Below are 13362 nucleotides of genomic sequence, written 5' to 3'. Positions count from 1 at the left end.
GAGTCGTTGGGCAGAAACGCGAATTCGCCTCAACAACCCGACGTTCGGCGGGCTCGTCGCGCTCAGTCAAGCGCCTGCGGCAGCACGACCTCGCCCACGCGCTTCAGATACTGCCACGCGATGTCCGGTGGCAGCCCGCCACACAACGGCGACAGGTTGAGCACCTGGCCCGCGCGAACGCGCGAAATCGCCTCCGGCACAGAGATGATGATGTGCGAACCCGGTCTCTCGCGCAGCTCGTCGACGGTATTGACATGCGAGAAGCCGGCCGTCGTCTCGTCACCGGGATTCCACGCGGCGTAGGCACGCACGTCGTGCAACAGGTGCTCGCCGATCTCCTTCCACGCCTGATCCACGTCGTCGGCGACGAACACGACCGAGGGGGTGTCGCGGCCGGGGAACATCGTCGGCCCGGGCGGGTGGCCGTGCTTGCGGCAAGCCTCCTCGTACGCCTCCTGCATGCCAGGGGCGTTGGCGTTGCCCAGCATGCCGAGGCCGTACCTGCCGGCCCGGCGCGCGGCGGCCAACGTTCCCCCGCCCCACATCATCGCTGGGCCGCCCTCGGTGAGCGGGACCGGCGTCACCCTGATGCGGCGTCCGTCGTCGTCGACCGTTTCGCCGGTGAGGAGCCGGCGCAGCAGCCCCAGCTTTTCGTCGGCCAGCCGGCCGCGCTTGCTGATTTCCAACCCGAAGTGCTCGAACTCCTCGGGCCGATACCCGAGGGCGAGCGTGTAGGTCGCGCGACCGGCGCTGACGATGTCGAGGACCGCCATGTCCTCGGCCAGCCGGACCGGGTCGTAAAACGGCAGGATCAGGATGAGGTTCATCGGCAACCGCCTGGTGCGAGCCGCGATGGCCGGCGCCAGGATCAGCGGCGACGGCAGGTAGCCGTCCTCGGACCCGTGGTGCTCACAGAGCACCACGGCCAGACCGCCGTGTTCCTCAGCCCAGGAACACATTTCGGGTACCGCGGCATACAATGCGGCGGTTGGCGCACCCCATGACGGGGCACGCATATCGAAGCGAAGTGTGTACACGGCAAACTCCTCGCTGGCCTAATCCGTCCGACGTACGTTACACGTTCAGCCGAACGCGTAAAGCGGAAGCGTGGTCGGGATATCCAGCGAGCTCAGCAGGCCCGGCCGCGCGTCGACGACATGGGGGAAGACGCGCATGGCGGTAGATGTCATCGCGGCTGAGTGTGAAGATCAGCGCGCACCGAAACGCCGATCCCGCGCGCTGGAGCGTAACCTAAGATTTGTTCGCTAAGATAGTGTGCACTTTCTTAAACCCTTGACCGCGCGGTCCCGCACTGTTAGCTTCCGAGTCGAACGTTGAGCGATACCGGCTGCCTGCCGGCGTAAGGGCAACGGGCGCCCCAGCTTTCATCGCACACGCGCCACCGAGGAGGACGACATGACGGCTCACCGCGTGGTGGTATGGGCGACGGGCGGCATCGGGTCGATCGCCATCCGGACCATTCAGCGTCGTCCGAATCTGGAACTGGTCGGTGTCTGGGTGCATTCGCCGGAAAAGGACGGCAAGGACGCCGGCGAACTCGCCAACGGCGAGCCGATCGGTCTGGTCGCCACCACCGATGCGGACGCGCTGATCGCCCTGAAGCCCGACTGCGTGATCTACGCCGCGAGCGGCCCGGAGCGCGACGCGCTGGCCATCCCCGACTACGTGCGGCTGCTCGAGTCCGGCATCAACGTCGTCACGACCAGCACCACCCGGCTGGTCAACCCACACGCCTACGAACCCACGGAGTGGCGCGACCAACTGGTCGCCGCGGCCAAGCAGGGCCAGGCTTCGCTGTACGCGTCGGGGATCGAACCGGGCTTCGCCGCCGATTACCTGCCGCTGGTGTTGTCCACCCAGTCGTCGTCCATCGACAAGATCCACGCGTTCGAGATCGGCCTGTACGACGACTACGGCGTCCCCGACATCATGAGCGACGCATTGGGTTTCGGACGGCCGCTCGACTACCAGCCCTGGATCGGCTTCCCGGGGGCGATCGCCGGGGAATGGCAGGGCCAAATCCGGTTGGTCGCCGACGCACTCGGCGTCGAAATCCAGGAGGTCCGAGAATTTTTCGACCGTGCGGTCACCAACCGGACGCTGGAGGTCGCCATGGGCACCGTCGAGGCGGGGACCTGCGGTGCGCTGCGCATGCGGGCGATCGGCGTGGTCGACGGCCGGGAGGCCATCGTCATCGAGCACGTCACCCGGCTCGCCCACGACGTCGCCCCGGACTGGCCGACCGGGATCGGGGATCTGTCCTACCGGGTGATGATCAGCGGCGACCCCGACATCGATTGCACCTTCGCGGCCACACTCAAGGATCCGCGCAAGGCCGGCGTGGCGGGGATGACTTCCGGCGCCGGCGCGATGGTCGCCACCGCGATGCGCGTGGTCAATGCCGTGCCGTATGTCGTCGCCGCAGAACCCGGGCTGTTGAGCTCGGTCGACCTACCGCTGACGATTCCAAAGCACGCGTTCGCCACTTAGTCTGCCCGAGTGACGTTTAACCCACTCGAGGAACTCACGCTGCCCCAGCTCCGGTCGCGCACCAGCATGAAGTGGCGCGCGCACCCGGAGGATGTGCTGCCGCTGTGGGTCGCCGAGATGGACGTCAACCTGGCCCCGGCGGTGGCCGAGGCCCTGCGGCGGGCCATCGACATCGGTGATACGGGGTACCCGTACGGCACGGCGTTCGCCGAGGCGGTGAGCGAATTCGCCTCGCGCCGTTGGCAATGGCACGACCTGGAGGTCAGCCGCACGGCGATCGTCCCGGACGTCATGCTCGGCGCCGTCGAGGTGCTGCGCTTGGTCACCGACCGAGGCGATGCCGTGATCGTCAACCCGCCGGTGTACGCGCCGTTCTACGCGTTCGTGTCGCACGACGGCCGCCGGATCATCGAGGCGCCGCTGGGCGCCGGGGGCCGAATCGATCTGGACGTCTTGGCGGAAGCGTTCGCACGCGCCCGGGCGATGGGCGGGAAGGCCGCCTATCTGTTGTGCAACCCCCACAATCCCACCGGGACGGTGCACACGGCCGAGGAACTCGGCGCCGTCGCCGAGCTGGCCCGCCGGTTCGATGTCCGGGTCGTGTCGGACGAGATTCACGCGCCCGTCATCTTGCCCGGCGCGCGTTTCACCCCATTCCTGACCGTGCCCGGAGCGGAGAACGCGTTCGCCCTGACGTCCGCCTCCAAGGCCTGGAACCTGTCCGGCCTCAAAGCGGCGCTGGCCATCTCCGGACCGGATGCTGTCGCGGACCTACACCGGATGCCCGAAGAGGTCAGCCACGGACCGAGCCACTTCGGCGTCATCGCCCACTCCGAAGCGTTCCGGGCGGGCGGCGATTGGCTCGACGGGCTGCTGCGCGGCCTGGACGAAAACCGGACGCTGCTCGGTGACCTGGTCGCAGAGCACCTTCCGAAGGTGAAATATCAATGGCCGCAAGGGACTTACCTTGCGTGGCTGGACTGCCGCGCGCTCGGATTCGCCGAAGAGGCCGCCGCGGGCCTGGCGGTGGTCGCCGACCTGTCCGGGCCCGCCCGGTGGTTCCTCGACCATGCTCGGGTGGCGCTGAGTTCCGGCCACGTCTTCGGAACGGGCGGCGGGGGCCATGTCAGATTGAACTTCGCGACCTCGCGGGCCATCCTCACCGAGGCCGTGTCGCGGATGGGCCGCGCCCTCGCCGATGCCCGCTAGGCGGGGATCTGCTTGGCGCCGCGGCCCAGGTTGCGGAAGCCCGCGGCGGGTTCCTTGAAGCCGAGCACGAACGGCAGCGAGCTCAACTCCAGATTCATCGTCGCCCGGAACCGGCGAAAGAAGCCGGACTCCGGCTGCGCGAGGGAAACCTGCGAGACCGCGAGGTCGATGTAGTGCGTCGGCGTCTCGCCGATGTCGTCGAAGACGTGAGTCAGCGGTTTGCACTGCGCGCGCACGGACTCGTCGAGGCACGCCGCGACGGGTTCGGTCATCAGCACGTATTCGACCACCGGAACCAGGTTTTTCAGCATTCGGTGCACCAGGATGACGTCGAAGCCGGCGAGCTCGGTGTGGCGCTTCACCCGCTGCTCGGCCACCTCACCCTGATGGACGACGAACTTCAACGACAGGCTGTCCAGTTGCGCGCAACTCGCACACTCGCAGGCGACGTCCTTCTTGAAGCGCTCGCGCCGCGCGATGAACGCCTCCCGCATCCGGGACAGCCGGTCACACACCAGCACTTTGGCGTCACCGTCGGGCGCCCAGAAGAAGGCGGCGTCACCCTCGAGCTTCGCCAGCTTCAAGCCCCTGCCGGCGTCGATCACCGACTCCAGCAGGCCCGCCACCGTCAACTGCGCGTGGGCCAGATGGGTGCGGTTCCACTGCATGTAGTGCGTGTAGCCGCTGATGTCCGCAATGATCAGGACAGCGTGCCGAATCGCCATGAACAAGCCAGTTTAATGGCCAGCCGACGTCTAGCCCACGGGAATCTCCCACTAGACGAAGTCGCGTTGTCGCGAGAGGCTTGCAGAGGCGCCCGCCCACCGGAGGAGCTGAATATGCATGTGCTACGAACCCCGGACTCCCGATTCGAAAACTTGGAGGGTTATCCGTTCGTAGCGAACTACGTTGACGTGGCGGCAAGCGACACCCAGCCGCTGCGCATGCACTTTCTCGACGAGGGCCCCGCCGACGGGCCACCGATCGTGCTCCTGCATGGCGAGCCGACCTGGAGCTACCTGTACCGGACGATGATCCAGCCGCTGGCCGACGCGGGGAACCGCGTGCTCGCCCCCGACCTGGTCGGCTTCGGCCGCTCCGACAAGCCCGGCCGGATCGAGGACTACACCTATCAGCGGCACGTCGAATGGGTGACGTCGTGGTTCGAGCGGCTGAACCTCAAGGACGTGACGCTGTTCGTGCAGGACTGGGGATCGCTGATCGGGCTGCGCATCGCCGCCGAACAGGGTGACCGCATCGCACGACTTGTGGTGGCCAACGGGTTCCTACCGACCGCGGAGCGACGTACCCCGCCCGCTTTCTATGCCTGGCGCGCGTTCGCGCGCTACTCCCCCGTCCTGCCCGCCGGCCGCATCGTCTCGGTGGGCACCGTGCGCCGGGTTTCCGCCAGGGTGCGGGCGGGCTATGACGCGCCCTTTCCCGACAAGAGCTATCAGGCCGGTGCGCGGGCCTTCCCGCAGTTGGTGCCGACCTCACCGGAGGATCCGGCGATCCCCGCCAACAGGGCCGCGTGGAAGGCGCTGGGTCAATGGGAGAAACCCTGCCTGGCCATTTTCGGCGCCCGCGACCCGATCCTCGGCCAGGCGGACCGTCCCCTGATCAAGCACATTCCCGGCGCCGCGGGCCAGCCGCACGCACGCATCAACGCCGGTCATTTCATCCAGGAAGACTCCGGACCCGAACTGGCCGAACGCATTCTGTCCTGGCAGCAGGCGCTGCGCTGACCTCTTCAGCGCGTGTTGACGAGCCGCACGACGACCCGCATGGCCGCCCTGCTCCCCTTCGATCAGTGATCGGGAATCCCCGCCCCTGCCAGCGCAGGCACCACGTCCTCGTTGTGTAGCAGCGACGCGGCGCCGGCCTTGAACTGGGTGAGTTTCTCGATGATCGTATGTCCCTCGGGGGTGTGGCCCCAGATGCTGATGCCCCGATGGGTAGTGGGCTCCCAGGTGGTCTCGTCGACGACGATCGGATTCCAGCCCAGCTCCCATTCGAACCCCGAGGGAGTCACGGCGTAGAAGGACAGTTCCTTGTCGTTGGTGTGCTGGCCGACGCCGAGTGCCATCCGAAAGCCGAGTTCCTTGACGCGCTGGTAGGCGGCCGTCATGTCGTCGAGCTCGGCCACCTGGACGTTGACGTGCTGAACCCGGGTGCGGATCGGGTTGAGCCGCAGGCGGTTGACCGCCGCAATCGCCACCGTGTGGTGCCGCTCGTTGACCCGCAGGAAGCGGATCTTGAACTTCAGCCCGCTGATCGTCTCGTCGATGAAGTCGGACAGTCGCGCGTCCAACACCGCGTCGTAGTAGCCGTGCAGCTGATCGGGCTTGGTGGTGGTGACGGCTACGTGGCCCAAACCCGCTGCGCCGGTGATGAACCCACCTTCCGCGGCCATGCGCAACGGCATCGCGCCGGAGCGTGCGCGCGTGAAGGCTTCCTGGGTCAGGCCGTTGGGTCCGGGGAAGCGGACGAGCCGTTCCACGCCGCGCAGCGCGGCGTCCTCCTCGGTGCCCTCGGTCACCGGCACACCATGACTCTTGACGCGGGCCAGGACGGCGTCAAAGGCGTCGTGGTCGTCGACGTGCCAGCCGAGCGCGGTGACATCCTCGGCGGGGCCCCGTTGCAACAGGAAGCGACACTCGTTGTCGTCGAGACGGAACCGCATGGCGTCGGTCGTCGCGTCGTCACAGTGCATGCCGATGGCGTCGCGGCCGAATCGTCGCCAGTCGCCGAACTTCTGCGTCTCGATCACCGCGTAGCCGAGTTGGACCCGGCCGAACACCGAGGGGCTCATCGCCGACCCTCCAGAAACTCGATGGCCAGCCGGTTGAACAGTTCGGCGCGTTCCCATTGCATCCAATGGCCGGTGTGCGAGGTCATCACCAACTCGGCGTTCGGCAACGTGTTGAGTAGCGTGGGGCCGCCCGATGGCCGGTTCACCTTGTCGTCGCGGCCCCACAGGACGAGCGTCGGCGTCGTCAGCCGGCGCAGCCGGCTGTCCCGGGTGAGGTCCATTCGCCACAGGGTGCGCAACGCCCGCGGCCCGGAGGGGCGGCGCAGCGGCGGGTCCGCGATTACCTCCGGGTCGATCGAGGCGCGGTAGCGCAGGTCGATCAGGTCCTCGGGTACCGAGGAGCCGTCGTAGACGAGGTAGGTGCGGATGAAGGTGGCGAGTTTGTCGCGGCTGGGGCCGTCGCCGCCGTAGTAGGACAGCAGGCTCCGCAACCCGGCCGTGGGCAGGCCCCTGGTTGTGCCGATGCCGCCGGGGCCCATCAGCACGAGTTTGCCGACGCGGTGCGGGGTGTCCAGGGCCAGCCGCAGGGCCGCCGCACCGCCGTACGAGTTGCCGACGAGGTGGGCGGTGTCGATGCCCAGTTCGTCGAGGAGGCCGCGGGTCATGTCGGCCAGGTAGCCGAACGGATCGTCGTGGTCGACGTACTTGGCCGACCGGCCGTAGCCGGGCATGTCGGGGACGATGAGCCGGAAATGCGTTGCGAGGGCGTCGATATTGCGCGAGTAGTTCGACACGCCCGACGCGCCTGGTCCGCCGCCGTGCAGCATGACGACCGCCGGTCCATCCCCGGTTTCGGAAACGAAGATCGGTTTCCCTGCGACGCTGACGGTGCGCTCGCTCAACTGCGTGGTGATCATGCGCTGGCTCCGATCGGGGTGGCCGCCAGCGGTGGCGTCAGGTCGGTGAAGCCCGTCGGCGGCGCCGGCAGCGGGAGGCCCGAGCCGGCGGCGGCGAACACGAATCCGTCGGGGCGCAGCACCACCGCCGCCGCCTTCTTGCCGTGCAGCCACCGGGTCAGCGTGCCGTCGTCGTCGCGAATCGCGCCGGGCCGCGGTGCGCCGGCGGTGATGGCCAGAGCACGAGCGCCCAGCTGCGCCCACCGCCCGGCACCCGGTGGCACCGCGCCGAGGTGCAGGACGGTCCAGCCGCCGCCGAGGGCGTCGTCCAGCCTCTCGCGCTTTCCGGCGGCGATGGTGACCCAGGGCTGCGGCAGCTGCCAGCCGACCGCGGCGTGCGCCTCGGCCGTGAAACACCCATTCGGGTAGTGCGCGGGCGGAATCCAGATCAGGCTCTGCCCCGCCTTCAGCACGCCGGGCAGCCGCGTCAAGCCTCGCAACAAATGGTTTCTTAGGAGCGCCAACCACTTTCGGCGCTCGGTGATGAGGCGCCCGTTGCGCACCGCCCGGCGGGTGACCTCGGTGACGTGCGGTTTGCGCTCGACCTGGTAGCTGTCGAGCAGCGCATCGGGCGCCTGCCCGCGCGCCACGGCCGCTAGCTTCCAGCACAGGTTGGCCGCGTCACGCACCCCCGCCGACATCCCCTGACCGATCCAGGGCGGCATGGCATGCGCCGCGTCACCGGCCAGGAAGACCCGGCCGACGCGCCAGCGATCCGCGACGCGCACGTGGTGGCTGTAGATGACGGCGCGCAGGATCTTCACCTGTTCTTCGGTGATGCCCTGCTCGTGCAGGACCTCCCACACGGCCTCATCGGTGACGAGTCGCTTCTCGTCCTCTCCGGCTCGGGCCGGGTATTCCCAGCGGTGATGCCCCAGCGGAGTCGGGCAGTCGACCGTCGGGCGGGCGGGATTGCAGTGAAAGCGCAACCGGTCGTGACCGTCCCACTCGCGAATCACCTTGGTGTCGATGACAACCCAGCGTTCCGCGTAGGTGCGTCCTTCGTATCCGACTCCGAGTTGGGCGCGGGTCGGCGACGCTCCGCCGTCGGCGGCGATCACGTACGACGCTCTGACGCGTTTGAAGGCGTCGGCGCGCAGATCGGCAAGCAGCAGGTCGACCGTCGAGTCGCCGTTGACCACACGCAGGCATTCGTGTTCGAGCAACACGTCGACGTTGGGATACCTGGCGACGCCCTCCCGCAACACGTGGTCAACCGCGGGCTGGTACAGGAACTGCTGGGGCGGGTGCCCGCAGCCCCGGGACGTCATGGTGGTTTCGACGAACGGCACCCCGTTGGCGTCGACCCACGCCAACGGCCGATCGGGCAGCATGTCCCGTTGCAACCGGTCCGCCAAGCCGACGGACTGCCAGATCCGCATCACCTCCTCGTCGGTCGAAATGGCCCGCGCGCGCCCGTACACGTCGGGATCGCGCTCGATGACGACGACGTTAAGGCCCATGCGGCCAAGCAGATTCGCGGCGGTGGCACCCGTGGGTCCATAGCCGATCACCGCTACGTCATAGGTCGGGTGCTCGTTCATTGCCCTCTCGCCTTCGTGTCGGGCTTGTTCTGTAGTGATCACTACGGTAATGTAATGATCACTACAGGGTCAAGACCTCATGCGGAGGAGTTTCCGTGGCGACCAAAGACAAGCCGCAGCGCCGCCGCCGTCTCGATGGCGAAGCATCCCGGGCGCGCATTCTGGATGCGGCCACCGAGATCGCCAGCGAGCGCGGCTACGAGGGCACAAGCATCGGGCTGGTCAGCGCGAAGTGCGGCCTGCCGGCCAGCTCGATCTACTGGCACTTCAAAGACAAAGACGACCTGATCGCCGCCGTCATCGAACGCAGCTTCGCGCAATGGCTTTCAGCATGGGAGATGCCGGCCGAGGGCACCGCGCGAGAGCGGCTCGTCTCGATGGTGATGCAGATCGCCAAGGCGCTGCTGGACTCCCCCGACTTCCTGCGCCTCGGCCTGATGCTCGCCCTGGAGCGGCGGCCGGTCGAGCCACGGGCGCGTGCCATGTTCCTGGCCGTGCGCGCCCGGGCGTTCGAGACGCTCACCCTCGCCATCCGGGACCTCGTCCCGGGGCTGACCGACGCGCAGGTCCACCAGTGGGCCACCTACGCGCTCTCCGGTGGTGACGGACTGTTCGTCGCCAAGGAGCTCGGCGGTGACTCGGTCGACCTGCTGGCGCTGTTTGAGCTGCACGCGAACACCCTCTACGAAGGTGCGCTGCGGATGGCCGCCGAAAACGCGAAATGACCGCTACCCAACGCTGGCCGGTGGCCATCATCGGCTCGGGAAACATCGGCACCGACCTGCTCCTCAAGATCCACCGCAGCGACGGTCCGCTCACCGTGGGCGCGATGGTGGGCATCGACCCTGACTCGGACGGGCTGGCCCGGGCGCGGCGAATGGGCGTGCCCGCCACCGCCGACGGCGTCGACGGGTTGCTCAACATGCCGGACTTCGCCCGCATCAAGCTCGCCTTCGACGCCACGTCCGCCGAGGCGCACCGGGCCACCTGGGCCGCCTTGCAGGCCACCGGAATACGGATGATCGACCTCACCCCCGCATCGGTCGGCCCGATGTGCGTGCCCGTGGTCAACCTCGACGACCACCTCGACGCGCCCAACCTCAACATGGTGACCTGCGGCGGGCAGGCGACGGTGCCCATCGTGGCCGCCGTCGCCAAGGCCGGCGTCGTCTCCTACGCCGAGATCGTCTCGTCGATCTCGGCGAAGTCCGCCGGGCCCGGCACCCGGGCCAACATCGACGATTTCATCGAAACCACCGCCACCGCCCTGCAAGTCGTGGGCGGCGCGCAGCGCGGCAAGGCCGTCATCATCGTCAACCCCGCCGAACCCCCGGTGCACATGCGCAACACCGTCTACTGCCTTGTCGACGGGGACGTCGACAAGGCCTTGATCGAGAACGAAATCCTTGGCATGGTCGCCCAGGTCGCCGCGTACGTGCCCGGCTATCGGCTCAAGCAGGACGTGCAATTCGAGGTCTTCGGCCACGACAATCCGCTCTACATCCCGCAAACCGGCAAGTTCACCGGCACCCGCGTCACGGTGCTGCTGGAGGTGGCCGGCGCCGCCGACTACTTACCCGCCTACGCCGGCAACCTCGACATCATGACCTCTGCCGCCAAGGCCACCGCCGAGCGCATGGCCACCCATGCGATGGGCTTCCGCGAAACTGCCGGTGCCGCAACGTGACCCAACGCATCTACGTCAGCGATGTGACCCTGCGCGACGGCATGCACGCCGTGCGCCACCAGTACAGCATCGAGCAGGCCACGACGATCGCGCGGGCACTCGACGAAGCAGGGGTCGACTCGATCGAAGTCGCTCACGGTGACGGGCTGTCGGGTTCCAGCTGCGTGTACGGGTTCGGGGCGCACACGGACACCGAATGGATCGAGGCCGTCGCCGCGGCCGTCGGCAACGCGAAGATCGCGACGCTGCTCCTGCCCGGAGTCGGCACCCTTCGCGATCTCAGGGACGCGCGGCGCGCAGGCGCAACCGTCGTGCGCGTCGGCACCCACTGCACCGAGGCCGACCTTGCCGCGCCCTATCTCGCGGCTGCCCGCGGCCTGGGCATGGACGCCGTCGGCTTCCTGATGATGAGCCACCTGACCAGTCCCGCCCGCCTGGCCGCCCAAGCCAAGCTGATGGAGCGATTCGGCGCCACCTGTGTATATGTCGTGGACTCGGGCGGCGCGATGACGATGCGCGGCGTCGGTGAGCGCGTCGACGCCCTGCGCCAAACCCTGCGGCCCACAACGGAGATCGGCATCCACGCCCACCACAACTTGTCACTGGGCGTCGCCAACTCGATCACCGCCGTGGAGCACGGCGCTTACCGGGTCGACGCGTCCCTCGCGGGCATGGGCGCGGGCGCCGGAAACGCGCCGCTCGAGGTGTTCATCGCCGCGGCCTCCCGCCTCGGCTGGGACCATGGCTGCGATCTACATCTGCTGCAGGACGCGGCCGACGACGTCGTCCGGCCCCTGCAAGACCGGCCCGTGCGGGTCGACCGCGAGACCCTGACCCTCGGCTACGCCGGCGTGTACTCCAGCTTCTTGCGGCACGCGGAGGCGGCCGCCGCCCGGTTCGACATCGACGTCCGCGCGCTGCTCGAAGAGGCCGGCCGGCGCGGGATGGTGGGCGGCCAGGAGGACATGCTCGTCGACATCGCCCTCGACCTCACCGGTGCAGCCATCAGCCCGTGACGGCCAGCACGGCTTCCGCCAACTCGGGCCGGCAGACCACCAAGTCCGGCAACTTGGGATCAGACCGGTTGTAGGCGAGGGCGGACCCGTCGATGCGGGAGGTGTGCAGACCGGCCGCTCGGGCCACGGCCACCGGCGCAGCCGAGTCCCACTCGAATTGGCCGCCGGCGTGGACGTACACGTCGGACAACCCCTGCACGAGCGAAGCCACCTTGGCCCCGGCCGAGCCCATTTCCACCAGCACTCCGTCCAGGGCGTCGCGGACGGTCAGCGCAATGGCGGGGGGCCGGGTGCGCGACACCACGATGCGCGGCTTGCCAGGCGCGGCGGGAGGCGAATCCACCTCGGGGGTGGCCAGGGTGATCCCCTGCGCCGGCAGCGCGACCGCCCCGGCGACGAGCTCACCGGCCTCCCACAGCGCAACGTGCACGGCCCAGTCGTCACGTCCGAGCTCGGAGAATTCCCGCGTCCCGTCCAGCGGATCCACGATCCACACCCGCTCCGAGCGCAGCCGAACCGGATTGTCGACGCCCTCCTCGGACAGCACCGCGTCGTCGGGCCGCTCGTCGGCGAGCGCCGCCATCAAGAAATCGTGGGATCGCTTGTCTCCCGCGGCTTTCCGCTCGCCCGCTTCCGCGTCTGCGAACTCTTCCCGGACCGTGAGCAACAGCCGTCCGGCCTCGGTGGCCAACCGCGCGGCCAATTCGTGGTCATCCGTCAGCTGCAGGGCCATCACAATCCTTAAGTTGGCAGTGTTGACCAACTTTACCGTGCCACCGGGGTGCGGACGGGCACCACCCCTCGCGGAGTGTTCCGGCCGTAATCTGGTGATCGTGAGCGGGGGCAACGTTCCTATCTTGAGTCGGTTGGGACGCATTCCACGGGGGCGTCTGATCGTGATCGGCATCGTTTCGGCGGTCGCGCTGGGCGGCGTCCTCACCTTCGTGGTGCTGAAATTGAGCCAGGGTGACCAGGGCGCCAAGCCACCCACCGCCCAGCCGGCACCACCGCAGAGCTTCGCGATCCCGGGCTGCTACAACCTGTCGGTTCCTCCCGTCGAGCGGCCCAAGCGGCTGAACGTGCTGGGTTGTGCGAGCGTCGCCGTTGCGCTGCAAGACATGTCGTGGAGTTCGTGGGGCCCGCAGGGCGCCGACGGCACCGGCACGGCCGTCTTCAAGGTCTGCGACCCGAATTGCGCGGCCGGGTACCAACTCAGCGAGCCGGTAATCGTCCACGCGTGGAATCCGCAGCCGCCGCGGCGCGAAGCGATCTGCCAGGTCGGCCTGAACATCTTCGCCGACATGATCCTGGCCTTTCCCAAGAGTGTTCCCCCGCCGACCGTGCAGAAGATGAACACTCAGTACAACGGGCAGCCGGCGGTGCACTTCGCCAACTACTCGAGCGGCGACACACGCGGCACTCAATTCATCGGCTACACGTACTGCAACTAGCCGCTGGACCCCCGATGGCGGCGACCCGTCCCCCGCAAGCGGGAGGTGCCCCCATCGCCCGGCTTCGCCGCGCTCGCGATCGCCGCTGATATGGGAGACATCTTGTCAAGGGGCAGGGTGAAGCGGCGGCCGCAACCGTCGTCGTGGCCGCCGCTTCGTTGACCAGATGGGTCAGTTGGGGGATGTCGAGCGTGTCGTATCGACGCGTGTCAGTCTGATATACGCGGGTTGGTTAC

At 68.1% G+C, this 13362-nt stretch carries 13 protein-coding genes and 1 pseudogene; 7 read left to right on the top strand and 7 right to left on the bottom strand.

The genetic code is table 11. From position 1 onward, the window contains the following. Positions 1–62: 62 nt before the first annotated feature. Positions 63–1037 (bottom strand): LLM class flavin-dependent oxidoreductase, encoded by a 975-nt coding sequence (locus BRW65_RS21790; RefSeq protein WP_073878182.1) that lies wholly within the window; start codon positions 1035–1037, stop codon positions 63–65. Between the two features lie 45 nt (positions 1038–1082). After that, positions 1083–1196 (bottom strand): annotated as a pseudogene (locus tag BRW65_RS31425) (dihydrodipicolinate reductase); the annotation flags it as partial. A gap of 220 nt (positions 1197–1416) precedes the next feature. Between BRW65_RS31425 and BRW65_RS21785 the strand changes: the two are divergent. Both BRW65_RS21785 and BRW65_RS21780 read left to right on the top strand, forming a co-directional pair. Continuing rightward, entirely contained in the window at positions 1417–2511 is a 1095-nt protein-coding gene (locus tag BRW65_RS21785; protein WP_073878180.1) for an NAD(P)H-dependent amine dehydrogenase family protein, read from the top strand. Positions 2512–2520: 9 nt separating this feature from the next. Further along, positions 2521–3720, top strand: a complete 1200-nt coding sequence (locus BRW65_RS21780) for a MalY/PatB family protein (protein ID WP_073878178.1) — start codon at positions 2521–2523, stop codon at positions 3718–3720. On the opposite strand, the gene BRW65_RS21775 is transcribed toward BRW65_RS21780, so the two are convergent. Next, positions 3717–4445, bottom strand: a complete 729-nt coding sequence (locus tag BRW65_RS21775) for a DUF2652 domain-containing protein (RefSeq protein WP_073878288.1) — start codon at positions 4443–4445, stop codon at positions 3717–3719. The two genes, BRW65_RS21780 and BRW65_RS21775, sit on opposite strands and share 4 nt — an antisense overlap. Positions 4446–4559: 114 nt before the next feature. Between BRW65_RS21775 and BRW65_RS21770 the strand changes: the two genes are divergently transcribed. Further along, on the top strand, positions 4560–5465 hold the full coding sequence (locus tag BRW65_RS21770) for a haloalkane dehalogenase (protein ID WP_073878176.1): 906 nt from the start codon (positions 4560–4562) through the stop codon (positions 5463–5465). A gap of 62 nt (positions 5466–5527) precedes the next feature. Here BRW65_RS21770 and BRW65_RS21765 read toward each other — a convergent pair whose 3' ends face one another. Genes BRW65_RS21765 through BRW65_RS21755 form a run of 3 tightly spaced genes read right to left on the bottom strand, consistent with a single transcriptional unit; the run spans position 5528 to position 8972 of the window. Next, complete coding sequence (locus tag BRW65_RS21765) at positions 5528–6532, bottom strand: VOC family protein (RefSeq protein ID WP_073878175.1); 1005 nt, start codon at positions 6530–6532, stop codon at positions 5528–5530. Further along, on the bottom strand, positions 6529–7389 hold the full coding sequence (locus tag BRW65_RS21760) for an alpha/beta fold hydrolase (RefSeq protein WP_073878173.1): 861 nt from the start codon (positions 7387–7389) through the stop codon (positions 6529–6531). Before BRW65_RS21760 ends, BRW65_RS21765 begins: the two co-directional genes overlap by 4 nt. After that, the gene (locus BRW65_RS21755; protein ID WP_073878171.1) at positions 7386–8972 is read right to left on the bottom strand and encodes a bifunctional 3-(3-hydroxy-phenyl)propionate/3-hydroxycinnamic acid hydroxylase; all 1587 of its coding nucleotides are present in this window, start codon (positions 8970–8972) and stop codon (positions 7386–7388) included. The genes BRW65_RS21760 and BRW65_RS21755 overlap by 4 nt, the downstream gene beginning before the upstream one ends. A 95-nt stretch (positions 8973–9067) precedes the next feature. Here BRW65_RS21755 and BRW65_RS21750 point away from each other — a divergent pair, with 95 nt between their 5' ends. Genes BRW65_RS21750 through dmpG form a run of 3 tightly spaced genes read left to right on the top strand, consistent with a single transcriptional unit; the run spans position 9068 to position 11675 of the window. Beyond that, the gene (locus BRW65_RS21750; protein WP_073878170.1) at positions 9068–9697 is read left to right on the top strand and encodes a TetR/AcrR family transcriptional regulator; all 630 of its coding nucleotides are present in this window, start codon (positions 9068–9070) and stop codon (positions 9695–9697) included. Beyond that, positions 9694–10659 (top strand): acetaldehyde dehydrogenase (acetylating), encoded by a 966-nt coding sequence (locus tag BRW65_RS21745; RefSeq protein ID WP_167374079.1) that lies wholly within the window; start codon positions 9694–9696, stop codon positions 10657–10659. The genes BRW65_RS21750 and BRW65_RS21745 overlap by 4 nt, the downstream gene beginning before the upstream one ends. Further along, positions 10656–11675, top strand: a complete 1020-nt coding sequence (gene dmpG, locus BRW65_RS21740) for a 4-hydroxy-2-oxovalerate aldolase (protein WP_073878168.1) — start codon at positions 10656–10658, stop codon at positions 11673–11675. The genes BRW65_RS21745 and dmpG overlap by 4 nt, the downstream gene beginning before the upstream one ends. Here dmpG and BRW65_RS21735 read toward each other — a convergent pair. Beyond that, positions 11665–12408: a 3'(2'),5'-bisphosphate nucleotidase CysQ gene (locus tag BRW65_RS21735; protein ID WP_073878166.1), complete on the bottom strand. Its 744-nt coding sequence runs from the start codon at positions 12406–12408 to the stop codon at positions 11665–11667. The two genes, dmpG and BRW65_RS21735, sit on opposite strands and share 11 nt — an antisense overlap. Positions 12409–12532: 124 nt before the next feature. Here BRW65_RS21735 and BRW65_RS21730 point away from each other — a divergent pair, with 124 nt between their 5' ends. Next, positions 12533–13126, top strand: coding sequence for a hypothetical protein (locus BRW65_RS21730; protein ID WP_208611907.1), 594 nt, complete (start codon positions 12533–12535; stop codon positions 13124–13126). The last annotated feature ends 236 nt before the right edge of the window (positions 13127–13362 follow it).

This window comes from Mycobacterium paraffinicum (genome assembly GCF_001907675.1).
GTDB classification, from domain to species: domain Bacteria; phylum Actinomycetota; class Actinomycetes; order Mycobacteriales; family Mycobacteriaceae; genus Mycobacterium; species Mycobacterium paraffinicum_A.
This window is presented reverse-complemented; position numbering and strand designations above follow the sequence as displayed.

Coding starts and splice junctions, on each gene's coding strand:
- BRW65_RS21785 (WP_073878180.1), top strand. CDS start 1,417: ATGACGGCTCACCGCGTGGTGGTATGGGCGACGGGCGGCATCGGGTCG.
- BRW65_RS21775 (WP_073878288.1), bottom strand. CDS start 4,445: ATGGCGATTCGGCACGCTGTCCTGATCATTGCGGACATCAGCGGCTAC.
- BRW65_RS21770 (WP_073878176.1), top strand. CDS start 4,560: ATGCATGTGCTACGAACCCCGGACTCCCGATTCGAAAACTTGGAGGGT.
- BRW65_RS21765 (WP_073878175.1), bottom strand. CDS start 6,532: ATGAGCCCCTCGGTGTTCGGCCGGGTCCAACTCGGCTACGCGGTGATC.
- BRW65_RS21760 (WP_073878173.1), bottom strand. CDS start 7,389: ATGATCACCACGCAGTTGAGCGAGCGCACCGTCAGCGTCGCAGGGAAA.
- BRW65_RS21755 (WP_073878171.1), bottom strand. CDS start 8,972: ATGAACGAGCACCCGACCTATGACGTAGCGGTGATCGGCTATGGACCC.
- BRW65_RS21745 (WP_167374079.1), top strand. CDS start 9,694: ATGACCGCTACCCAACGCTGGCCGGTGGCCATCATCGGCTCGGGAAAC.
- BRW65_RS21735 (WP_073878166.1), bottom strand. CDS start 12,408: ATGGCCCTGCAGCTGACGGATGACCACGAATTGGCCGCGCGGTTGGCC.